Origin of the sequence: Mesorhizobium sp. B2-3-13, assembly GCF_006442195.1 — a bacterium.
In the GTDB taxonomy this organism is placed as follows: Bacteria; Pseudomonadota; Alphaproteobacteria; order Rhizobiales; family Rhizobiaceae; genus Mesorhizobium; species Mesorhizobium salmacidum.
Genome location: NZ_VFVQ01000006.1, coordinates 174,559 through 196,135, shown reverse-complemented (window position 1 = coordinate 196,135; position 21,577 = coordinate 174,559). Strand labels below are relative to the sequence as shown.

Genomic DNA, 21,577 nt, shown 5'->3' with positions numbered 1-21,577 from the left:
CTCAGGCGTCGGGCTGAAGACGCCCGCGCCTGCGGTCGACACCGAGGCCGGTCGCCTCGAGCAGGCCCTTGCGCTTGGCGTCGAAATAATAGCCGGTCTGGTAGAGCCAGTCGGCCTTCTTGGCGTTGCCGTTCGACACCAGCCAGGCGCCGCGCAGATATTTGACCGCGTATTTGAGGTTGGTCTCGGCGTCGAAAAGGCCCTTGGCCGGCCCGTCATAGCCCATGCCGCGCGCCGTCGCATGCTTGATCTGCATCAGCCCCCAATGGCCGTTATTGTAGGCCTTGGGATTGAAGGTGCTTTCGCGGTTGACGACATGGCGCACCAGATCCACCGGCACCTGGTAGAAGGCGGCGTATTTGACGATCAGCCGGTCGACGTCGCCGCGCATGCCTGTCGCATGCTGCTCCGGCTCGACGGGCGCCGACGGGAACTGCACCAGTGCGGCCGGGTTCTGCGGCACGACATAGGCTACTTGCTGCACGCCGGGCATTTTCTGGCCGCCCTTGGCAACCGCCGGCACGACAAGCCCGGCGGTCGTGTAAGTCCCGGCCGCCTCGATCGGCTGGCCGGCCTTGGACGGCGGAGGCGCCTGCCAGGCACTGGCGGCCATCACCGCGGGCATAGCCGGCGAGGTTGGGGTCACCCCGGCAAAGGCGGCGGTCGCCGCGGCCGGCTGGACGGCCGGATCGAGTGCCGGCGTAGCCGGGCTCGGGGTCAACTCAGCGGTCTGGACGGGCGCGATTCCGGAGGATTGCGGCAGCACCGAAACCGTGTCCGGCAGCGGCACGGTGAAGCCGGCATCGCTGCCTGCCGTGGTCGCGGTTTCGGTAAGGGACGGCGCGGCTTTCATCTGCGAGGTCGAGGTGCAGCCGCTCATGCCGGCTGCCGCCACGATCACGCCGATGGCGATAAGGGTTTGTTTTGCTGGCAAGCCGCGCTCGGAGTCCGGTTTGTCGGGTTATTAAGATTTCCCTTACACCAGCGATTCGTGGGTAGCAATCGGGGCCATCTGGTGGTTTTCGGGTGGCGGGATGCAGGCAGCGATGCCATATTGTTCCTGATATGTACTGGCGGGAATCCCGGATTCCGCCGCTTTGCGGAAAGGAGCGCAGCATGAAAACGGCATCTTCGATCACGGCTGGCCACGCAGTGTTAGAAACAGTGATCGGCTTCATGGGCATCGCCTGGAGTGAAAAGGGCCTGATCCGGCTCTGCCTGCCCGAACGCAGCCGCGAAGCGGTGGAGCGGCGGCTGATGCGCCACCCCGGCGTTTCCACCTCCACAGCCCAGCCGTTATGGGTGGTCGAGCTGATCGCCTCGATCAAGGCTTATGCCGCGGGCGAGGACGTCGATTTCACCGGCTTTCCCCTCGATCTCGACGGCGTCGACGACTTCCGCCTCGCCATCTACGACGCGGCACGAAAACTCAGCTATGGCGAAACCACCACCTATGGCGAACTCGCCAAGCGCGCCGGCCATGCCGGCCTGCCGCGCGAAACCGGTGCGGCCCTTGGCGCCAATCCGGTGCCGCTGGTCATCCCGTGCCACCGCATCCTGGCCGCCGGCGGCAAGATCGGCGGCTTCTCGGCGCCCGGCGGCTCGGTCACCAAGGAAAAGATGCTGGCCATGGAAGGCGTGCGCGTCGGCCCGCCGCCGCCGGCGCAGGTGTCCTTCGGGTTTTGAGAGCAGTAACCGCTCCCGCTGTGAGTACCGGAAGCGCAGGAAGCCACGGTTTGCAGGCCGGCATCACCTGAATATCAATACACCCTAATGGCGCCGGATGAATCGGTGCCTGAAACGCTCATTGTCCGGACGCTTGCAGATATAGACCGGGCAGGACCTGGTGTCGGCGCTCGGCACATAGGCGCGCGTCCTCACCTCGCCCATGGTGCAGAACTGCTGGCTCTGGACATAGCGGTCGTAGAGCGGCAACCCCGGCACCCGTGCCGACGGATAGCGCAGGATGACCGCACCTTGGCGCGCGATCGTCGACTGGACCTTGCCGCAGCTCATACGCGTCGGGTCGTAGCGCGAGATCGCCTGCGCCTGGGCGGCCACCAGCGTGAGGCAGGCGGCAAGCAGGATGGTCTTCATGGTCCCTCCCCTCGATCCGCCGCCCGGGGACTGCACGATCTTGTGCCACGGTTTCACCAGATTGGGGCGGCCGTTGGGCGGCCCCGATCACGGCTTTTTCACGCAGTCTTGTTTTTTGTGCGAAAGCAGCCTATATCAGCCCCATTGATATTTCGGCCGATCGATCCGGGCCTCGCGATCTTCGCGTTTGCTGACGTCTATCTCCAAAATCTCGATGCACACCGGCTGGACTTCGGTCCGGTCATACCAAAGCAAATGTGAAGGACTATTTTTATGGCAACTGGAACGGTCAAGTGGTTCAACGCCACCAAGGGTTTCGGCTTCATCCAGCCTGACAGCGGCGGCGCGGACGTTTTCGTCCACATCTCGGCTGTCGAGCGCGCTGGACTGTCGACCCTGGTCGAAGGCCAGAAGATCAACTTCGAGATCGAGCAGGACCGCCGCACTGGCAAGTCGTCCGCTGGTTCTCTGAGCAAGGCAGCCTGATTTTGAAAATGGCGCGCGCCGGACGAGAGTTCGGGGCGCGCGGCAAGTCACGGATGTACTGACGGTCGCGCGAGAAGCGCGCCGGAGCGGAAAGACCCGACAAGCTGGAACAGCGGATAGCTGCCAGCCCGGACCGGACGCTCCCGATCAGGCTACCGAAATGGGAAGGCGGGATTCATCCCGCCTTTTTATTTGTCTGGATTTTGGACGACTAGCATCCTTCTCCCCGTGAACGGGGAGAAGGATGCTGTGGCAACGCCTACCCCACCCACTCGATCGGTACATGCCCCGGGTCCGCCTCCACGCGGCCGAGCCAGGCGACCACCGCCGGATAGGCGTCGAGCTGGAAGCCGCCATGCTCAGCCGTGTGGGTATAGGCATAGAGCGCGATGTCGGCGATGCTGAATGCGCGGCCGGCGAAGAAGGCGTTGCTTTCGAGATATGTGTTCATGACGCCAAGCGCCTTGTTGCCGCGCTCCAGCGTCACCGCCAGCCGCTCGGGCGTGGCATCGGCGGCGCGTTCGGGAAAGGTCAGCAGCGCCTTGCGCACCGCGATATAGGGCTCGTGGCTGTACTGCTCGAAGAACAGCCATTGATAGGCGAGCCCGCGCTCGTATTTGTCCGTCGGCAGCAGGCGCGTGCCTTCGGCGAGATAGAGCAGGATGGCGTTGGATTCTGCCAGCCGCCGGCCATCGTCCAATTCCAGCAGCGGCACCATCGCGTTCGGGTTCTTGGCGACGAAGTCAGCTTTGCGCGTATCGCCGGTATGCGAACTCACCTCGACAGTGGTGAAGGCGAGGCCGAGCTTGGCCATCAGCAGCCGCGGCTTGTAGCAATTGCCGCTGTCGATCATGCTGTAGAGTATCATTGTGGTTCCCCGGAGCGCTGCTTCTGCGTGCGGATTATCGCAGCGGCGCCATCATCAACCAGTGATTTCTTTTGGCGCGACCATCAACGCCGCTTATGCAACGGCACGACCTTGTTGTCGAAGCCCAGCAGCGCATCGACCGCAAGCGGCTCTTCGTTGAAGATGGTGCCGGCAAGCGCGGGACGCGCGAGAAGAAAACCCTGCAGCAAATCGACCCCGCCTTCGAGCGCCACACGCAGGTGGGTGGGCTGCTCGATGCCTTCGACCAGCACCTTGGCGCCGCGGTCGTGTAGGCTGGACACCAGCGGGCGGAAGAAGCGTTCCGCGGCGGCGTGGCGGCAGAATTCCGCGAACCAGCCGCCATCGATCTTGACGATGTCGGGCTGAAGCAGGCTCACCCGCTCCTCGGTCGAATGGCCGGTCCCGAAATCATCGATGGCAATGCGGATGCCGTCGCGTCGCATTTCACGCACCAGCCTGGCCAGCAGCGCATCGTCCGCCGCCTGTTCGGTGATTTCACAGACCAGCATGGCGGGCGCCAGGCCGAGTTCGTCGAGATGCCGGCTCATCAGCCGAATCTCGGCCAGCGCACGTCCAGCATGATCGTTGACCAGTGGATTGTAGTTGAAGAACAGGTCGAGCCCGTCGACGCCGATATTGTGGAAATTCCTCAGATGCAGCACCCGGCACATGGTTTCGACGTACAGCCGCTCCGGAGCCGCGACGCTGTCGAAGAACATTCGCGGCGACACTGGCCGGCCGGCGCGGTGCGGTTCGATCAGGCCCTCGACGGCCACCGGATGCAAGCTGCCGCCGCGCGGGGCGTAGATCGGCTGGTAGGCGCTGCGCAGGCGGAAGTCGCCATGGATGCCATATTCGATGCCGATCTCGTCGGCGAAGATCGCATCGCCCATGGTGCGCCGCCGCTCGACGCTCATGGCGATACCCTGCGTCCGAAGGCTTTTGCGGGCCGCCCCTTGCGCGGCGTCGCGGTGACGGGAGCGGACGCATGGCTTGCGGCGGGGGCAGGTTCCGGACTGCTCTTTGCGAAAGCGCGGAAACTCGTCGGCGCCAGTTCGGGACGGGCCAGCACGTAACCCTGGACCATCGAGGCGCCCGATCGCTCCGCCAGCTCCAGTTGCCAACCTTCCTCGATACCCTCGAACACGGTGCGGATGCCCTGGTCCTCGAAGCTCCTCACCATGGACGTCAGCAGCGCGAAACCAGCGCCCGATTCCATCAGTTGCGTGATCCAGTGCGCATCGAACTTGACGATGTCAGGGCTCAGCTCCTTGACGCGGGTGATGTCGGAATCGTCGGCGCCATAGTCGTCGACGGCGATCCGGAAGCCGTTGGCTCTGAGCGCGGCGACGAAGCCGTGCAGGGTCTCCTGCGATGCCGATCTCTGCTCCGTCACCTCGCAAACGACGCGGCCCGGATCGATACCGGCCTCGTGCAGCACCAGCCGCATGTCACGCAAGGCGTTGTCGACGATCGATCGCTCGGTGAACACCGACGGGTCGAAATTGATGAAGATCGATGCCTCCCGCGGCAGGCAGGCGCCGGCATTGAGCAGATGCAGTGTCCTGGTCAGCGCTTCGACATGCAGGCGGTCGGCCGCCGGACATGTCGAGAAGAAGGTCATCGGCGATTGCGGCTCGCCGTCGCGAAATGGGCGGATCAACCCTTCGAAGGCGGCGACCGACAGCTTGCCCTCGTTGAAGGCAAAGATCGGCTGGAAGGCGCTTTGCAGCGTATAAATGCCCCAGACACCGCTCGAGGTGCCGTCATCATGACGGATGATATGGTCACCCAGTCGAAGCATCTGATTTCCCACGACAAACTTTGGGCATCGGTCTTCGAGTCACAACTGGGTCACACGGAGCATCCGAAATGGCATCAATCCGCAAGCGTAACGGCAAATGGAACGTCCAAGTCAGACGGAAGGGGTCGTCACCAAGATCACGAAGTTTCCTCGTCAAGACAGACGCCCTCGAATGGGCCAGAGAGATCGAACGATCATTGGACCGACAAGAGCTAGGCCCCGACCGAAGGACACTGAAATCGGTCACCCTGGCTGAACTCGTCACCAGATACCGTGATGAGGTCTTGCCCAAGAAGCGGTCATGCCGATTTGAAACCATCTTGCTGGACAGGTTCATCCGCTACCCCATCGCTTCGAAAAGCTTGAACGACCTCCAGCCGATGGATTTCGCACACTACCGTGACCAAAGGCTTAAAGAGGTTTCGAGGCTGACCGGTCGCCCCGTGACTGCGAAGTCACTCCGGAGGGAACTCGCCCCGCTCTATCACATGTTCAAGATGGCTAGGACCGAATGGCACATCCCGACCGGAAACCCTCTCCAAGACCTGTATCTGCCCGCGATTGATGTCAGGCGTGAGCGCCGGCTACGTCCCGGAGAGGAAGAACGATTGCTCCTAGAAGCCGGGAAACTCACGACGCTCGACGGTCAACCACAACTCTTTGTCGGTCCTATCATCATGTTCGCCACAGAGACGGCCATGCGGCAGGGTGAAATCCTCGGGATAGAGTTCCGGCACATCGACTTCGAACGCTCACTCTTGGTCATCCCTCTCACCAAGAACGGCCATTCCAGAACGATCCCGCTGACGAACAAGGCAAGGGGTTGTCTCACACTGGCTTTCGCTCAACCACGTCCTGACCAGATCGGGCCACCTCATGTGATTCCGACGACGAAAGCATTCCCGATCCATGTCGAAGTTCTGAAGACCTCATGGACGCGGATATGCAGACGGGCAACGCCAACGATTGAGGACCTTCATTTCCATGACCTCAGGCACGAAGCGATCTCCCGCCTGTTTGAGCTTGGTCTGACGGTGCCAGAAGTCGCCTCGATCTCGGGCCACAGGACACTTGCCCAGTTGATGAGGTATTCCCACGCCAGTCAGGAGGTAGTCAGGGCGAAACTCTTGGATCGGCCATCGACATTGATCACAGACCAAAGGGCGCTCCCCTCAGAGCTAACTCTCTGAATTACATATGTTTCCGGACCATCGGAAGGTCACACAGACTTACTAGGCCCTTGCACCCGTCTTGGGCCTTTTCTTTTACCCTTTGTTCTTCTCATCCTTCTCTCTTCGCCACTCGGACAAAGCTTTCGTTTCCAACCGGAACTTTCTAGCTATTTTTTCATCTAGTCCCACAGCGGTTTTCGCAGAGATACCTGTATAGATAAGAAGCTGATCCAGTCCCATGTATACGGTGCTCCGTCCCCGGAATTCTTCAGCTGTCGCTTTGTCGATCCTTTTAAGGAATAGGCTATTGATTATTCCCCGGTTGTGCACAAGAACATTTCTTGACTCGATCAAAACCTTCATCTTTATGCGCTCATCATCAGAATTAAACATAGGTATTCCAAGCGACTCAGCAATGAATCTTTCGATTTCGTTCATTCCACCATAGGAGAGCGCGTTTATTTTCCTATCAATCAGATAGTTGATCATCTCACGACGGCTTTTGAAGTCGAACACTTCCTCAATCTTTATAGATTGCCCGGACTTGACAAGCTCTGGCCGCTTCCTCATAGCTCTCTGTATAACGTCCGAGAGATACCAGAGGAAGCTGTCCGCTACATTCGTAACTATGTTCCGAGAAGTAAGGGTGGAAAATTCTTTCAGCTTCTCAAATGTTTTAGGCGGATCACTGTCTTTCCTTTCATTTTCATCAAGTATTCCCATCACCTTTGCAATAGTTTCTGATGCAGCATCCATTCGAGTGGCCAAAGTCACTATGAAAAAAAGGCTATCTAATACTTTCTTGTAGTCAGATAAGAACTGCCAAAGAGAGTTGGTACATTTGATGTCACCGGGGTGATATACTTGCGATGGAATAACCACATCGTCACTATCTTTACTAGTTTCCTGAAGATGTGCATGGCCGTCATCAATCATTGTTGCCTCCTGCCACGCGCCGCCAGCGTCGCCCTTGCGCTCGCCGATTTGCCGTTAGTTGATGGATTCCGGGCCATGTTCGTCCACTCCCGACGTGGGCGGAATCGTATCATCGATCTGTGTAGCCTGTTCGTTGGAAGCTGGCCCTGCAATCAGCTTAGGAGCATCGGGTGGAATTTGCTGCGAGTAATATTGGATTCCCATCTGATAGTCAGCGTAGTAGTTCTCTATCGCAGTTATACCAGCGTCTGGAATTGTCAAAGCGACATATATATTTGCAAGGACAGCCCACACCTTGGGGAATTTCCTACCGGGTGTGTCTTTGGAATTCGATGATTCGACGCTTGAGAGAATTGCGTGAGTGTTCAACAACTGCTCGAATACTCCGTCTACTCCGTAGAAGTCTAGCTTATCAATCATAAACCTGAGAGTAACGAACGATGTTACGAATATCGCGGCGAAAACATCTTTCCTATCATCGATTGAGTTGATCGCCTCGTCAATCTTTTGAACAAACTCTGCCCGCTCGGCCTCTGTCGGAACACGCAACGGCGCGACCCCTTGAACCGTGTGCCCTGCCATCACAAGAGTGTTGAGCGAAACAGGATCCAAGGCGCTATCACGGACCGCCCGCCACGGGTTGTTAAAATTGGACGACGATGTAACTGACGATACCTTGACGCAAGCTTCGTCAAATCTCTTGCGGAACGTTTCTGAGGTCGAGGACATTGAACTTACCAATGAGCGCAGGCGCGCGATCCTGGCAGAAATGGCTGCAAGTACAGTGAAAAATTCGGGACTGTCGACCGTCAGGCCAAATTGCCTTGCCAAAGCTTTGCGTGTCTCGTCCTTCGAGTCATTGCCTTTGAGTTTTTCGCAGAGCCGTAAGAGTTCGGTGGAAGGGTCGGTTATTTCCGTCATCTTATGCCCCTTTTGATTCTGCAATCTTTTGATCCCGCCCAAGGAATGATGGATTCGTATCGTCTAATTCTGAGTCTGGGAATAGCTCCACACTTTTGCACCAAGAGGACTGGTCGGGAATGGGTGGCGTAAAGCCTTTGGCCCTTCCTGTTTGGCCACTGTGGACCGTAGGGAGCCTACCCGGATCGTCCACTAGCAACTTGATCCCTCCCTTTCCGAACACCTACCCCCGTTCTTGCAAACTTTCGAGGGGGACAAAGTCCTGATTTCTCAAGGTATTAAGAGAATACTCAAATTTCCTACTCCAGTTTTTTCTTGACTTTGCTCGGCACTTATGTTATAATATTATAGGATTGTGGGAGTTTATATTCCAACAAGTCTCCTCCATTCTAAACCGCTACCAACACGAAAGGAATAAATTGAACTTGTCTACCGATTCCCTGTTAGGGGTTTTTGATCAAGAGCATTTTTTAGAAGTTAATTCCAAATTTCACGAAGACGGACGATGGTCCTTGGAGAAGTTAGCCACGGTGGCCGCACCTGAACTGACTTACGTCGCCGGTGAGTCCTACCGGTTGACGTTAATCACCATCGCAATTCCAAACAAAGAGAAGCTGATAGTCGGACACGCCCGGATTCACCGAGACGAGTATCAACTCTTTTCGCTCGAATTCATCGGCATCGATCAGCCGAGGGAGCTTTCGGGGACGTGGACCCACCACAACCTCGTTATCGCTGCCCTGCGCGACCATGCCCTGAAGGCCGGTTGGACAATCGACATGACGATTATTTCAGCAGACGGGAGCAACCACCTGTCCGTCAATATGAAAGCAATTTGAGAAAGGAATTTTTATGAGTACCCAGTTCCACTTTATGGATAAGAGCCTACTTGCAAAGCCCATTGCCAAGATGTCATTCGCAGAGCGGGAGCTTCTTAAGGTTCGGGCTTCACAGGCGGCTGAATCGATTGCAGGGAGCGGCCTCAACGATGAGATCGTAGCCCTTCAGATTCTCGAAAACCGAGGCGTCATTCCGGCTGGCAGTGTCGAGAGGGCTATCGATTCAATTCCAGCTGAAGACAAGCCCGTCCGAACGAATTCGGTCTTTGCTCGCAAGGGTCAGGGTCGGAGCGTCGATTGAAACCCCGCGCTGTCCGCGTCAGCGGGAGCCAAAAGAACGGCTTTCTGATCCACGTACCCCTCGCAAGGGATGGTGGACGGGAGGCCGTCGTTGGCCTCGATGACTTTAACACTTTGAGTAATCTGAAGGTCTATCCGAACTGGCAACTCCGGGGCGGTCAAGTCGGTGCCAGGGGACCATTCGGGACCGAGGTTCTGATAGCCCGAGTTCTGACTGATGCCCGTCCGGGGCAGCGTGTCGTGTTTATCGACAACGATCCGTTGAACCTCCGTCGGGACAATCTCGGTCTTCAAGAATGGGGAGCGTCGATCCATCACGACAAGGCAATGCTGGTCGATGCCTGTGTCGAGTTCGAACGTCAGAAGCTTTTGGCTCAGGCAGCGGGGACTTACACCCCACGGTACCGCAAGGTTCCTATCATCACTCGGCCTGTGAAGCGGAGAGGAGCGAAACCGGGTTCTCCTGCGATGTCGTTTGACCAGATGTTCACGGCGCTATGACCGAGACCATCGTAGTCGAATACACTGGCAGCTATCGGGCTACCCATCGCGACAGTGGCAATACCATCGATACGTCTGACTCGGCATACGGTCGGCGGACTTACAAAGACCCTCTTGGGCCGCTCTGTCGTGTCATCCGCGATGAGGTAGGATTCTCACCCGATACCCTCATCCATGTCGAGCGGGATGGCGTCCCTGTCTTCAAGCGGGATCACAGCCTTGCCTATTGGGCTGATCACGATGTTGTCGATGAACAAACCAAGGTGGCGAAGCGGATAAAATACCGGGCCTTTGATGTTCCCGCTGCCTCGTATCATCCGATCCCGTTGGAGGCGCTGAAAGGCCACCACCACCACCCAAACAGAGGCATTTTAGACGCTGGGGTGACCGCGTGATGGTCAAGCTAAACAAAGTCTGGGGGGTCGTCGTGCGCGGCGACTCCTTCATTCTCCAAAAGAACGGACGAGACTTCAGGGCCTACGGCTCGGTCCGCGAGCTTTGGGAGAACGGACGGGACCTCTTCGGCAAGGTAGACGACACTGCAATAAATCGCCTGTTTATACTCAGAAAGGTCGATCCTGCCATAATCCAAGACCCCGAAATCATACCGGTGAAGCTGGGGCTTTGGCTTCATCCAGAGCAACTGCCCAAGAGAAAGGAGAGACACGTTGGCGATAAACGGATTTGACGACATCGCGCATGCACTAGGAATGAATGAATACGAGGCCCCTGAGGTCCAGGTTTATCAAGAGGGCTCCGATGAAACCCCTGTGGGCCGAAAGGTCGTTTACAGAGTCAATGATGTCGAGGTCTCGGGCGAGCAATACCTGAAGTCAACCGGGATGTGGGAGGAATACCAAGCGTGGCTGAAGAGTGCCGAGAAGGGCCACACGCCGGTAGAACTCGGTAAGCTTGGGACAGTGGCCCACGATGCCACTAAGGCGTTCTTCGAAGTTCATGAGCATGAGCCTAACCCAGAACAGTGGCATGGACTGGATTCGATTATCGGGGCCTACGAGCGGATGGCCGAAGGCCAAGCTGCCGAGAAGTTCTTTATCTCTTCGTTGCCTACCGGGATGGGGAAGACGACGGTCGCCATCGAAAGCACCAAAGCCCTTTTGGCTGATCCCGAGTTTGACCGCGTTTCTGTCGTCTATTTCCTGTCGAGACGAGACCAAATTGTTGATGCAGTAAAACGGATGGATTTGCAGCCGGGGGCCTTTGCTGTCCTTACGGCTGACGACGATGTGAACAAGCTCGGCAGGCTAGACGCCTACGAGAAGCCAGACGTCAAGAATGCCCGTGTGCTGTTCACGACCCAGAGGCGGCTTGAGGATTACGCGAATTCCGGCAAGTCTTTTGCTGACATGAAAGCCTTCCACTACCATGGGGAGGTGAGGCAGGTCCGTGTGTGGGACGAGGCCATATTGCCAAGCCTGACACTCAAGGCCGATCAGTTCCTGTTGGCCGGGCTGTCGTCGGGATTGAGAAGGCTCTCATCTGATTTGGCTTACGAGATTCTTGGTTTTGCACACTCGCTCAAAGATCACGTTGGCGAGCGCATTACGATGCCTGATATCGAGAGGTACACGACGGGGATGGAACTCGTCGACTTCAAGGGCCTGTTCCAGACCGAAGAGCAAAGGGCAACGGCACACGCGCTCTACTCGCTGTCGGGGCACGTCGTGAACGTGAGGCGCGATGGAAACAATAACATCACGCTTGGATATAACGAGCTTCTTCCGGCCGATCTGGCCCCTATGCTCGTCTTGGATGCGAGCGGCGATCTCCGGCAGACATATGACTTCTGGGAGCGATATCGACAGACGCTTGAAAGGCTACCCTCGCCGAAGAAATCTTACAGCGGGCTGACAATCCGTCACCGCAATACGGCGGCTGGCAAGCACCTCTTTAGCTCTCGGGTGAAGGACAACAAGCAAGCCCAACGTGTCGCCGATGACGTGGCCCAAATGATTGCGGAAACACCCTCTGGCGAGAGGGTCTTGGTGATCACCCACAAGTGGGAGACGTATCGTAATCGTGCGACAGGGGAGGACCGTCCGAAGGACAACACGCTTCCGGCATTGGTTGAGAGGCGGCTTAACCCATCGAGGCTTCCTCTCGTCGAATACCTCCACTACGGCAGGCACACGGCTACGAACGAATACCGCGACTTCAAGCACGTCATTCTGGCTGGCTTGCTACAATACGATGATGCTTCATATGAGGCTGACGGACGCGGTGCCAAAAAGGCGGACGTCATGGACGCGTTCCCTGCCGAAGAGCTACAGAAGATGCGGATAGGTGAGATAAGCCATCATATCTTCCAAGCGGCTGGCCGTGGATCAATTCGGAAGACGATCAATGGTGGCTGTCCTGAAGGCTGTCACCTCTACGTGGTGTTCTCGACGAACGGCAAGGGCGGCTTCCCGCAAGGGCAACTTTCCGTGATCTTCCCCAATGCCGACATTCTAGATTGGAAGCCTGACGGTCCGGTCGAGGTCAGGCTATCCGGCAACGTCAGGCGCGCATTCGAGTTCATTGTGTCGAAGATTCACGCTTACGGCGCCGTGAAGACGACGGAGGTAATGGAATATCTTAAAATGACCGGGGGCAACTTCAAGAACCGTGTTATCGACCATCGGGACTTCATGCCCGCATTGGCGGCCAAGGGGATCATTCTCATACGTGGCAAGCCCGGTGTATTCCGTATGGCCTGATGTTGTCGTCGCAACGTCAAAGGTAATTGCCTCTGTCGCCCTTCGGGCTTGCCACGACAAAGAAATGTTATCATTCCTTTCTATAGGTCTAGTAGAATGATTGTATAACATCAGCGAACCGTGTTCTATGATCATTCAAGGGGTGATGGACTCCCGAAGGGTAGAGAATTTAGCTCCTTCGATCTTTTGGAGGTGGTTTACTCTAGTAACCTGCGGTGCTTGTTATAGCCCTCTAGCTCTCGCCCTCTAGCTCTCGCCCTCTAGCTCTCGCCCTCTAGCTCTCGCCCTCTAGCTCTCGCCCCCTAGCTCTCGCCCCCTAGCTCCCACCTATAGGTTTGCCACCTCTAGGTTTGCCACCTTTAGGCGTCCCGGTCACAATCTGGTCACAACGGAAGCCCGTCTTCGTCGTCATCCCGCCGGGGAACCAAGCAAGGGGATTTCTCCCCGCTCCCGCCGAGGGTCCAGATTCCAGTAAATTCTTGGAGAAACTTTCAGGGGGTCATACCTATAGCACCAGCCGGGGGCGTCCCCCCTTGTACCCCCGCCCGGCGAGCCTCATCTGATGGTCAGGCCGTTAGTGTTGATGTACTACGCTTGATAATTGATGTCTCACACATCATTCGTCCCGACCACCATGACTAGATATCTTTGTCGGGCAAACGGCTGGTGTCAGACGCAGCGAGACCTTGCCCATGTAGACAGCCCGGAGGGTGTCGTTGAGGGAGCGAACCTGAGAGCGACCGTCGCCGTCAGCGAGCAACTTGCGAGCCATCATGACGGATGATATGGGCAAGTCCGATGCTGCGTGACAAGCGTTCCTCGCTCCGCGACCAGGCGGAATTGAACGGCGATCCTGCCATGCAAGCCTCTACCGCCCGTTAATGAATTTATTGTTGCCGATCACGCCTCGTTGACCGCGCCACGCCACCTGGCCCAGCCGACAAGGCTTGCGCTGACGGGAATGTTGCGACATGAGAAGCGCCGCGGCCGCTCCTGGCCGCGCCGATCCTTTGGAGAGACAAAAGGTCATGGCCTTTCTTGCCGACACCCTTTCCCGCGTTAAGCCTTCCGCCACCATCGCGGTGACGCAGAAAGCCCGCGAGCTGAAAAATGCCGGCAGGGACATCATTGGCCTTGGCGCCGGCGAGCCTGATTTCGACACGCCCGACAACATCAAGAATGCGGCGATAGAGGCCATTCGCCGTGGCGAGACCAAATATCCGCCGGTTTCGGGCATCGTGCCGCTGCGCGAGGCGATCGCGAAGAAGTTCAAGCGCGAGAACAATCTCGACTACAGGCCCGAGCAGACCATCGTCGGCACCGGCGGCAAGCAGATCCTGTTCAACGCCTTCATGGCGACGCTGAACCCCGGCGACGAGGTCATCATCCCTCGCCCCTACTGGGTCAGCTATCCCGAAATGGTGGCGATCTGCGGCGGCACGTCGGTGTTTGCCGACACCTCGATCGACAACGGCTTCAAGCTGACCCCCGCGGTGCTGGAAAAGGCGATCACGCCGAAGACCAAATGGCTCTTGATGAACTCGCCGTCCAACCCGTCGGGCGCGGCCTATACGGAGGCCGAATTGCGCGCGCTGGCCGATGTACTGTTGAAGCATCCGCAGGTCTGGACGCTGACCGACGACATGTATGAGCACCTGACCTATGGCGACTTCGTCTTCAAGACCATCGCTGAGGTCGAGCCCAGGCTCTACGAGCGCACGCTGACCATGAACGGTGTCTCGAAAGCCTATGCGATGACCGGCTGGCGCATCGGCTATGCCGCCGGTCCCGTCCAGTTGATCAAGGCGATGGACATGATCCAGGGCCAGCAGACCTCTGGCGCCTGCACCATCGCGCAATGGGCTTCCGTCGAGGCGCTCAACGGCCCGCAGGACTTCATCGCCAAGAACAAGGCGATCTTTCAAGGCAGGCGCGACCTCGTCGTATCGATGCTCAACCAGGCGCGTGGCATCACGTGCCCGTCGCCGGAAGGCGCCTTCTATGTCTATCCGTCCTGCGCCCAGCTGATCGGCAGGAAGACAAAGGCCGGCAAGGTGATCGACACCGACGAGACCTTCTGCTCGGAACTGCTCGAGGCAGAGGGCGTCGCGGTGGTGTTCGGCTCGGCCTTCGGCCTCGGCCCCAATTTCCGCATCTCCTACGCCACCTCGGAGACGCTGCTGGAGGAAGCCTGCACGCGCATCCAGCGCTTCACGGCATCGCTGACCTGATCAGGTAAGTCCAAAACAAACCCGGCGTCACCGCTTTCAGGCGTTACCGCCGGGTTTTGTCAACCCAGGCTCAGCACTCAGCCGCCATATTGCGCCGGTGTCACCGCTTCCAGCCAATCGGCATGGACGCCGTCAAGCGCCTCCTGCATGGCGATGTGCGTCATTGCCGATTTCGGCGCCGCGCCATGCCAATGCTTCTCGCCGGGCGCGAATGAGATGACGTCACCGGCCCTGATTTCCTGGATTGGTCCATCCCATGTCTGGGCCAGGCCGGCGCCAGCAGTCACATAAAGCGTCTGGCCAAGCGGATGCGTGTGCCAGTAGGTGCGCGCGCCGGGCTCGAAACTGACCAGCGTGGCCCTGAGCCGCGCCGGCGCCTCCGTCTCGATGATCGGCGTCTGCAGAACCCGGCCGGTGAAGTATTTGTCCGGCGCTATGATGGTCGGCACGCTGCCGCAAGCAATGATCTTCATCGTCTGACCCTGGAGTTGGTGGGAGCTGGCGAGACGCCGGCCCCTTGAAGTGAGCCGCATTCTCGGTCTGGATTGGCCCTGATGCAACCGCCCTTGTCACCTCGCTTGGACGAAGGCCTGATTCTTCTCTTAACCATGACCCTTGCCGGCACGGGACCGCCAAGCGAAATGCCGGCGAATTCAATGTCTTGTTAACGGCTGCGCACTAGCCGTTAGCCTGCATTGCGGGGGCTGGCGGATGAGCATACTGGCAACGATCAAGGACCACAGCGGCCGGATCTATCGCGGTATCCAGTCGCTGCTCGTGATCAGCATCGGCGCGGCGGTGCTTGGTGCTTTCGACGTCTCGCAAAACCTGTCCGCCGGCGGTGCCTTCGCCATCTCGATCCTGGCCACGAGCCTGGCCTTGCTGGCGTTGATGTACATGCGCAGCAGCGTCGTCCATCGTCTCCAGTCGGCCGCCGCGGCGGAGGCCGAGAAACATCATTTCCTCACCAGGGATGCGATGACCGGCGCCATGACGAGACGTTATTTCCTCGAAGCGCTGCGCGAAGGCCTGGGCACCAGGCGCGACAGGCGCGAGGCAGCCTTGCTCTTGATCGACCTCGACCATTTCAAGCAGTTGAACGACACGTTCGGACACCAGTTCGGCGACCTTACCTTGGCGCATCTGGTCAAGACCGCCGAGCGCGTCTTTGCCGGCGCCATGGTCGGACGCCTCGGCGGCGACGAATTCGGTGTCATCGTTCCCCATGGCGACCTGGCGGCCATCAACAAGGATGTCAGACGATTGCTGGATGCCATGCGCGACGGCAAATCGCATGAAGGCAAGACCATTCCGCTCTCCATTTCGATCGGCGTCGCCCTGGCGCCGGCCCACGCCTCGAACACGACGGAACTGATGCTGGTTGCCGATCTGGCGCTTTATGAAAGCAAGGCGGCGGGCCGTGGCCGCGTCACCGTCTTCGACGAGGAGATGCTGTCCGACAAGCGCTACCGGCGTCTGGTCGAACGGGAATTGCGCGCCGCGGTCTATCTGGGCGAACTCGAACTGCATTATCAGCCGATCGTCAGCCCGGACGGTTCCACCGAGGCGTTCGAGGGGCTGATCCGCTGGCGCCACCCGGTTCGCGGCCTGATCGCGCCGGCCGAGTTCATTGCGATCGCCGAACGGTCGACGTTGATCGACATGCTCGGCGAATGGGTGTTCAAACGGGCTTGTGCCGATATCGGCCAGTTCCCCGGCCACCGCATTTCCATCAACGTCTCCGGCGAGCAGCTCAAGCGCGACGAGATCGTCACCATGTGCGACCGCGTGCTGAAGGACACTGGCCGGTCGGCATCACAGTTCATCATCGAGATCACCGAGACGGTGGCGACCGCCGCCACGCCCGAGATCCTGCGGCGCCTCGAGGCATTGCGTGGCCTCGGCTTTCACATAGCCCTCGACGATTTCGGCACCGGCCATTGCGGCTTCAACTATCTGAAGACCTTGCCCGTGGATATCATCAAGATCGATCGCTCCTACATCCGCGCCCTCGCCCATGACCAGGTAGCGCAGATATTCGTCTCGGCGCTGGCCCAGATCGCGCGCATCCAGCAGGTCACCATCGTGGCGGAAGGCGTGGAGACGGCGGAAGAATTCGCTCTCGCCAAGGCTGCCGGGTGCAATCGTTTCCAAGGTTATTTCTTCGGCAGGCCGGCGCCTCGCGGCAAGCTCGCGCTGCTTGCCGGCCGCTCGGTCGAACCGCTCGCGCTCAGCGCCTGAGCCGGCCAGCCCCACCGGCCTCCTATTTTCCTTGCCCTCCCGGCAAACAAGTGGGACGATAATCGCGGGCAGGTCGAAACAGACCCCCCGCGACGGTCGAACAGGCCGGCCGCCGCTCAGGACCGATTGACCTTGGCCTGAACCATGAATGCCAGTCGGTCCCCAGGAAACGCCTGAGTGGAGGTCAGCCATGGGTAATCGCGCCGGAGGACGACGCACGGGACCGAAATGCATCGCCATAGTCGGTCCCTTCGCAAGCGGTAAGACGACACTTCTCGAAGCCATATTGGCCCGTACCGGCGCCATTCCCCGCCAGAACCCGGTTTCCTCTGGCAATACCGTTTCAGATCATTCGCCCGAAGCCCGCGCCCACGCCATGAGCGTCGAGGCGTCGATCGCCACCACCGAATTCATGGGCGAACAGTTCACCTTCATCGACTGCCCCGGGTCGATCGAATTCTCCTTCGAGGCCGAACCGGTGCTGGCCGCCTGCGATGTCGCGGTGGTCGTGGCCGAGGCCGACGAAAAGAAGATTCCCGCTTTGCAGCTCATCATGCGCAAGCTCGACGATCTCGGCGTGCCGCGCATCCTGTTCCTCAACAAGGTCGACAAGGCGATCGCGGGCGTGCGCGACACGCTGAAGATGCTGCAGCCGACAAGTGCCGCGCCCCTGCTTCTGCGTCAGATCCCGCTGCGCAAGGACGGCGTCGTCATCGGCTCGATCGATCTGGCGCTGGAGCGCGCCTACATCTACCGCGAATATGCCGAGAGCGAGGTGGCTCAGATACCAAGCGACGACAAGGCGCGCGAACTGGAGGCCCGCTTCTCCATGCTGGAGACGCTGGCCGACCATGACGATCAGCTGATGGAGCAGTTGCTGGAAGAGATCGAACCGCCCAAGGACGCGATCTTCGACGATCTCGCCGCAGATCTGCGCGACGGCGCGGTGACGCCGGTGCTGATCGGCACCGCCGAGAAAGGCAATGGCGTGCTGCGCCTCTTGAAAACGATCCGCCACGACGCGCCCGACATCGAGGCGACCCGCAAGCGGCTCGGCGCTCCGGACGGCAATGCGACGGTGGTCCAGGTGATGAAGACCATCCACACGCCGCATGGCGGCAAACTGTCGGTGTCGCGCATCCTGTCCGGCCAGGTCGCCGACAGCTCGGAACTATGGCTGCCCGGCGGCGACACCGCCAAGGTTTCCGGCATCTACAGGATGCTGGGCAAGGACCAGGTCAAGCTGACCACCGCCAGGGCCGGCGATACCGTGGCGCTCGGCAAGCTGGACGCGGTCAAGACCGGCCAGACGCTGACTTCGGCCAAGGGCGGGGCCAAACAGCTCTTCGATGTCGAGCCGCCGCAGCCGGTCTTCGCCTTCGCGCTGCGCCCCAAGGAGCGCAAGGACGAGGTCAAGATGTCGGCCGCCATCCAGCGCCTGGCCGAGGAAGATCCCTCGCTCAGCCTGCACCACAATCAGGACTCGGCCGAGACCGTGCTGTCAGGCCATGGCGAGATGCATCTGCGCGTCGTGCGCGAGCGGCTGGAGGGCAAGAACCAGATCCCGGTCGAGGGCCATGCTCCGGCGGTGCCCTATCGCGAGACGATCCGCAAACCGGTGCAGCAGCGCGGCCGCCACAAGAAACAGTCGGGCGGCCACGGCCAGTTCGGCGATGTGGTGATCGAGATCAAGCCGCTGCCGCGCGGCTCCGGCTTCCAGTTCACCGACACCATCACCGGCGGCGTCGTCCCGAAGACTTACATTCAGTCGGTTGAAACAGGCATACGCGATTACCTCAAGTCCGGCCCGCTCGGGTTTCCCGTGGTCGACATCGCTGTCAACCTGTCGGACGGCTCGTACCATGCGGTCGATTCCTCCGACATGGCCTTCCAGATGGCCGCCAAGCTCGCCATGAAGGAAGGCATGGCCGCCTGCTCACCGGTGCTTCTGGAGCCGGTGATGAAGGTCGAGATCGTCACGCCGTCGGACGCGACGTCGAAGATCATCGCGCTGATCCCGCAACGGCGCGGCCAGATCCTCGGCTATGACGCGCGGCCCGACTGGCCTGGATGGGATGTCGTCGAGGCGACCATGCCGCAGGCCGAGATCGGTGATCTGATCATCGAGCTGCGGTCGGCCACTTCAGGCGTTGCCAGCTACCGGGCCGCCTTCGACCACATGGCCGAGCTGACTGGCCGTCTCGCCGACGAGGCGATGAACGCCAACGGCAAGGCCGCCTGATTTCGCCCGGTGGCCGATTTGGAATGCATGTGAAGCGCCCCCTTCGAAGGATCGAGGGGGGCACAAACCAAAAACGACGTCCGGGGGGGGCCGGACGCCGTTTTGTTTTGCGGACCGTTTTCTTGGGAGGAAAAACGGCAGGTCCGCCGCGTGCAAGATCGCCGCGCTTCGGCGAGAAAAGGTTCGGACGCGGTAGCCGCCTGAGCCCGGGTCGTCCGAGTGATGCCCCCATCTCCCGTCCGAACCACACCGCGTCCTATGATCCATTTAGCAGATGAGGGGTGTCCTTGTCATGTTACCAGAGGTTACATGACACTGTTACGCGGCAATTCTGGTGAACTTTTCAGCCATCCCATTGGCATGCAGGCAACAAAAAAGCCGGATCAATGAAGATCCGGCTGAGTTTGATTGGAAGTGCCTGTTAAGGCTAACCTCCAGAGGGGAACACTCGAGGGCGCTAATGGGAGGAGAACGCGCCCAGGAGATGATTTATATATGTGCTCATCATGCCCAAGAAACAAGCATCTATTTTGCAACACACGCATGCAAAAAGGCACAGGCTGTGGTCCAACCCGTTCCAGAAGCCAATAGGACCAGCAGAATCGTGAAGATGAAGCTCGCTTTCGGGTCATTGTCGTCTCGAAAACGCCGATGCCGGCCGATTCTGCTCCCCAAATGCCGAAAAACACTGATGATGTGGAATGAGGCAGCAATGGTTTAATTCAAAGGCAGTCAGGCGGAGATCAACCAATGCGTAGGTTTTCGGCGATTGCCGGCAGCGGCATTTTCCTGATTGCGGCCCCTGGCGTGGTCGCCGGGCTGATTCCCTGGCTGCTCAGCGCTCGCTGGGGCCTGCCATGGTCGCCCCTGCCCGGCCTTGTCTTCGCCGGCGGCGTGCTCATCGTCGCCGCCGCCGCCGTGCTGCTGCATGCCTTCGCCCGCTTCGCACTGGAGGGGCTGGGCACACCCGCCCCTGTCGCACCGACCGAAAGGCTGGTGATCGGCGGCATCTACCGCCATGTCCGCAATCCGATGTATGTCGCCGTGCTGTCGATCATTCTCGGCCAGGCGCTGCTGTTTTCGAGCTGGTCGATCGCCGCGTACGCGGCAATCGCAGCGGCTGCCATGGTGACCTTCGTCAAGCTCTATGAGGAGCCGACGCTCGCCGGCCGCTATGGCGCCGAATACGAAGCCTACCGCCGCAACGTACCGGGCTGGCTGCCGCGGATTACGCCTTGGAAAGAATAGGCTTTGACCTTGGATCAGAAGGACCAGCTTCTGGCCTTGGCGATGATGAAGTCGCGGAACACATGCAGCTTGGCCTGGTTCTTCATCGCGTCGGGATAAGCAAAATAGGTGTCGAAGGACGGCACCTCGGTTTCCGGCAGCAGCTGCACCAAGCCGGAATCCTTGCTGATGACATAGTCCGGCAACATGGCGATGCCGGCGCCCCCCTGCACGGCGCGTTTGATCGACAGGATGTCGTTGATCTGCAGCGACGGCACGCGCTGGCCGCTCTCGAAATCGCCGACCGTCTCCAGCCAGTTCAACTCCGACAGATGCGACGGCACAGGCAGGCCGAAGGTGACGATGCGATGGCTTCTCAACTCTGCGATAGAGCCCGGCTTGCCGTGCTTGGCGACGTAGGATGGCGCCGCGTAGAGATGGAAATGCACGGTGAACAGGCGGCGCTGGATCAGGTCCGGCTGCTGCGGCTGGCGCAGCCGGATGGCGCAATCGGCCTGGCGCATGGTGAGATCGAGCTCCTCATTGGCGAGGATCAGCTGCAGGCTGACTTCGGGATAGAGTTCGATGAACTCCTGCACCCGTTCGGTCAACCAGCCGGCGCCGAGGCCGACGGTCGTCGTTACCCTGAGCACGCCGGACGGCCGGTCCTTGGTCTCGGTCAGCCGCGACTTGATGGTTTCCAGCTTCATCAGCACGTCATGCGCCGTGCGGAACAGCATCTCGCCCTGTTCGGTCAGCACCAGGCCGCGTGCATGGCGGTTGAACAGCGGCACGCCGACGTCGTGTTCGAGCGCGCTGACCTGCCTCGAGATCGCCGATTGCGACAGATGCAGGGTCTCGGCCGCATGCGTAAACGACCCCGCTTCCGCCGCAGCGTGAAACACGCGTAGCTTGTCCCAGTCCAACGCCATGATTTCCCCTCGTTCCGGTTGGCGTTTGAATGAAAAATC

At 59.4% G+C, this 21,577-nt stretch carries 22 protein-coding genes; 13 read left to right on the top strand and 9 right to left on the bottom strand.

Annotated elements, in window-relative coordinates; translation table 11 throughout:
- Position 1 precedes the first annotated feature (1 nt).
- Entirely contained in the window at positions 2 to 934 is a 933-nt protein-coding gene (locus FJ941_RS09720) for a lytic transglycosylase domain-containing protein (protein ID WP_140505071.1), read from the bottom strand.
- A 182-nt stretch (positions 935 to 1,116) separates the two neighbouring features.
- Between FJ941_RS09720 and FJ941_RS09715 the strand changes: the two genes are divergently transcribed.
- A complete protein-coding gene (locus tag FJ941_RS09715; RefSeq protein ID WP_140505069.1) occupies positions 1,117 to 1,686 on the top strand; it encodes a methylated-DNA--[protein]-cysteine S-methyltransferase in 570 nt (189 codons plus the stop codon).
- A gap of 84 nt (positions 1,687 to 1,770) precedes the next feature.
- Here the strand turns inward: FJ941_RS09715 and FJ941_RS09710 are convergent, their stop codons facing one another.
- A complete protein-coding gene (locus FJ941_RS09710; protein ID WP_140505067.1) occupies positions 1,771 to 2,097 on the bottom strand; it encodes a hypothetical protein in 327 nt (108 codons plus the stop codon).
- Positions 2,098 to 2,370: 273 nt separating this feature from the next.
- On the opposite strand from FJ941_RS09710, the gene FJ941_RS09705 reads away from it, so the two are divergent.
- Positions 2,371 to 2,583 (top strand): cold-shock protein, encoded by a 213-nt coding sequence (locus FJ941_RS09705; RefSeq protein WP_015316174.1) that lies wholly within the window; start codon positions 2,371 to 2,373, stop codon positions 2,581 to 2,583.
- Positions 2,584 to 2,842: 259 nt separating this feature from the next.
- Here the strand turns inward: FJ941_RS09705 and FJ941_RS09700 are convergent, their stop codons facing one another.
- The 3 genes from FJ941_RS09700 to FJ941_RS09690 all read right to left on the bottom strand — a co-directional run bounded on the left by FJ941_RS09700 (position 2,843) and on the right by FJ941_RS09690 (position 5,276).
- Complete coding sequence (locus FJ941_RS09700) at positions 2,843 to 3,451, bottom strand: glutathione S-transferase family protein (protein ID WP_140505065.1); 609 nt, start codon at positions 3,449 to 3,451, stop codon at positions 2,843 to 2,845.
- Positions 3,452 to 3,534: 83 nt separating this feature from the next.
- Positions 3,535 to 4,389 (bottom strand): EAL domain-containing protein, encoded by an 855-nt coding sequence (locus FJ941_RS09695; RefSeq protein ID WP_140505063.1) that lies wholly within the window; start codon positions 4,387 to 4,389, stop codon positions 3,535 to 3,537.
- Positions 4,386 to 5,276 (bottom strand): EAL domain-containing protein, encoded by an 891-nt coding sequence (locus FJ941_RS09690; RefSeq protein ID WP_140505061.1) that lies wholly within the window; start codon positions 5,274 to 5,276, stop codon positions 4,386 to 4,388. The genes FJ941_RS09695 and FJ941_RS09690 overlap by 4 nt, the downstream gene beginning before the upstream one ends.
- Before the next feature lie 68 nt (positions 5,277 to 5,344).
- Between FJ941_RS09690 and FJ941_RS09685 the strand changes: the two genes are divergently transcribed.
- Positions 5,345 to 6,466, top strand: a complete 1,122-nt coding sequence (locus tag FJ941_RS09685) for a site-specific integrase (protein WP_140505059.1) — start codon at positions 5,345 to 5,347, stop codon at positions 6,464 to 6,466.
- A gap of 75 nt (positions 6,467 to 6,541) precedes the next feature.
- Here the strand turns inward: FJ941_RS09685 and FJ941_RS09680 are convergent, their stop codons facing one another.
- On the bottom strand, positions 6,542 to 7,384 hold the full coding sequence (locus FJ941_RS09680; RefSeq protein WP_140505057.1) for a hypothetical protein: 843 nt from the start codon (positions 7,382 to 7,384) through the stop codon (positions 6,542 to 6,544).
- 54 nt (positions 7,385 to 7,438) lie between these two features.
- On the bottom strand, positions 7,439 to 8,305 hold the full coding sequence (locus FJ941_RS09675) for a hypothetical protein (protein ID WP_140505055.1): 867 nt from the start codon (positions 8,303 to 8,305) through the stop codon (positions 7,439 to 7,441).
- A gap of 425 nt (positions 8,306 to 8,730) precedes the next feature.
- Between FJ941_RS09675 and FJ941_RS09670 the strand changes: the two genes are divergently transcribed.
- The 7 genes from FJ941_RS09670 (at position 8,731) to FJ941_RS09640 (ending at position 14,896) form a co-directional block, all read left to right on the top strand.
- Positions 8,731 to 9,144 carry a hypothetical protein gene (locus FJ941_RS09670; RefSeq protein WP_140505053.1) on the top strand — a complete coding sequence of 138 codons (414 nt, stop codon included), beginning with the start codon at positions 8,731 to 8,733 and terminating at the stop codon, positions 9,142 to 9,144.
- Positions 9,145 to 9,157: 13 nt separating this feature from the next.
- A complete protein-coding gene (locus FJ941_RS09665) occupies positions 9,158 to 9,445 on the top strand; it encodes a hypothetical protein (protein WP_140505052.1) in 288 nt (95 codons plus the stop codon).
- Positions 9,446 to 9,684: 239 nt separating this feature from the next.
- Positions 9,685 to 9,945, top strand: a complete 261-nt coding sequence (locus FJ941_RS29185; protein ID WP_140617753.1) for a hypothetical protein — start codon at positions 9,685 to 9,687, stop codon at positions 9,943 to 9,945.
- Positions 9,942 to 10,340 carry a hypothetical protein gene (locus tag FJ941_RS09655; RefSeq protein WP_140505048.1) on the top strand — a complete coding sequence of 133 codons (399 nt, stop codon included), beginning with the start codon at positions 9,942 to 9,944 and terminating at the stop codon, positions 10,338 to 10,340. Before FJ941_RS29185 ends, FJ941_RS09655 begins: the two co-directional genes overlap by 4 nt.
- Complete coding sequence (locus FJ941_RS09650; RefSeq protein ID WP_140505046.1) at positions 10,340 to 10,633, top strand: hypothetical protein; 294 nt, start codon at positions 10,340 to 10,342, stop codon at positions 10,631 to 10,633. Before FJ941_RS09655 ends, FJ941_RS09650 begins: the two co-directional genes overlap by 1 nt.
- Positions 10,614 to 12,665, top strand: a complete 2,052-nt coding sequence (locus tag FJ941_RS09645; RefSeq protein ID WP_140505044.1) for a hypothetical protein — start codon at positions 10,614 to 10,616, stop codon at positions 12,663 to 12,665. The genes FJ941_RS09650 and FJ941_RS09645 overlap by 20 nt, the downstream gene beginning before the upstream one ends.
- A gap of 1,028 nt (positions 12,666 to 13,693) precedes the next feature.
- On the top strand, positions 13,694 to 14,896 hold the full coding sequence (locus tag FJ941_RS09640; protein WP_140505042.1) for a pyridoxal phosphate-dependent aminotransferase: 1,203 nt from the start codon (positions 13,694 to 13,696) through the stop codon (positions 14,894 to 14,896).
- A gap of 77 nt (positions 14,897 to 14,973) precedes the next feature.
- On the opposite strand, the gene FJ941_RS09635 is transcribed toward FJ941_RS09640, so the two are convergent.
- Complete coding sequence (locus tag FJ941_RS09635) at positions 14,974 to 15,369, bottom strand: cupin domain-containing protein (protein ID WP_140505040.1); 396 nt, start codon at positions 15,367 to 15,369, stop codon at positions 14,974 to 14,976.
- A gap of 238 nt (positions 15,370 to 15,607) precedes the next feature.
- On the opposite strand from FJ941_RS09635, the gene FJ941_RS09630 reads away from it, so the two are divergent.
- From FJ941_RS09630 to FJ941_RS09620, 3 genes are all read left to right on the top strand, one after another.
- Positions 15,608 to 17,137, top strand: a complete 1,530-nt coding sequence (locus FJ941_RS09630; protein ID WP_140505038.1) for a GGDEF and EAL domain-containing protein — start codon at positions 15,608 to 15,610, stop codon at positions 17,135 to 17,137.
- A 190-nt stretch (positions 17,138 to 17,327) separates the two neighbouring features.
- Positions 17,328 to 19,379 carry an elongation factor G gene (locus FJ941_RS09625; protein WP_140505036.1) on the top strand — a complete coding sequence of 684 codons (2,052 nt, stop codon included), beginning with the start codon at positions 17,328 to 17,330 and terminating at the stop codon, positions 19,377 to 19,379.
- Between the two features lie 750 nt (positions 19,380 to 20,129).
- The gene (locus tag FJ941_RS09620) at positions 20,130 to 20,627 is read left to right on the top strand and encodes an isoprenylcysteine carboxylmethyltransferase family protein (RefSeq protein ID WP_140505034.1); all 498 of its coding nucleotides are present in this window, start codon (positions 20,130 to 20,132) and stop codon (positions 20,625 to 20,627) included.
- A gap of 14 nt (positions 20,628 to 20,641) precedes the next feature.
- Here FJ941_RS09620 and FJ941_RS09615 read toward each other — a convergent pair whose 3' ends face one another.
- Positions 20,642 to 21,538, bottom strand: a complete 897-nt coding sequence (locus tag FJ941_RS09615; protein ID WP_027143277.1) for a LysR family transcriptional regulator — start codon at positions 21,536 to 21,538, stop codon at positions 20,642 to 20,644.
- Positions 21,539 to 21,577 lie beyond the last annotated feature (39 nt).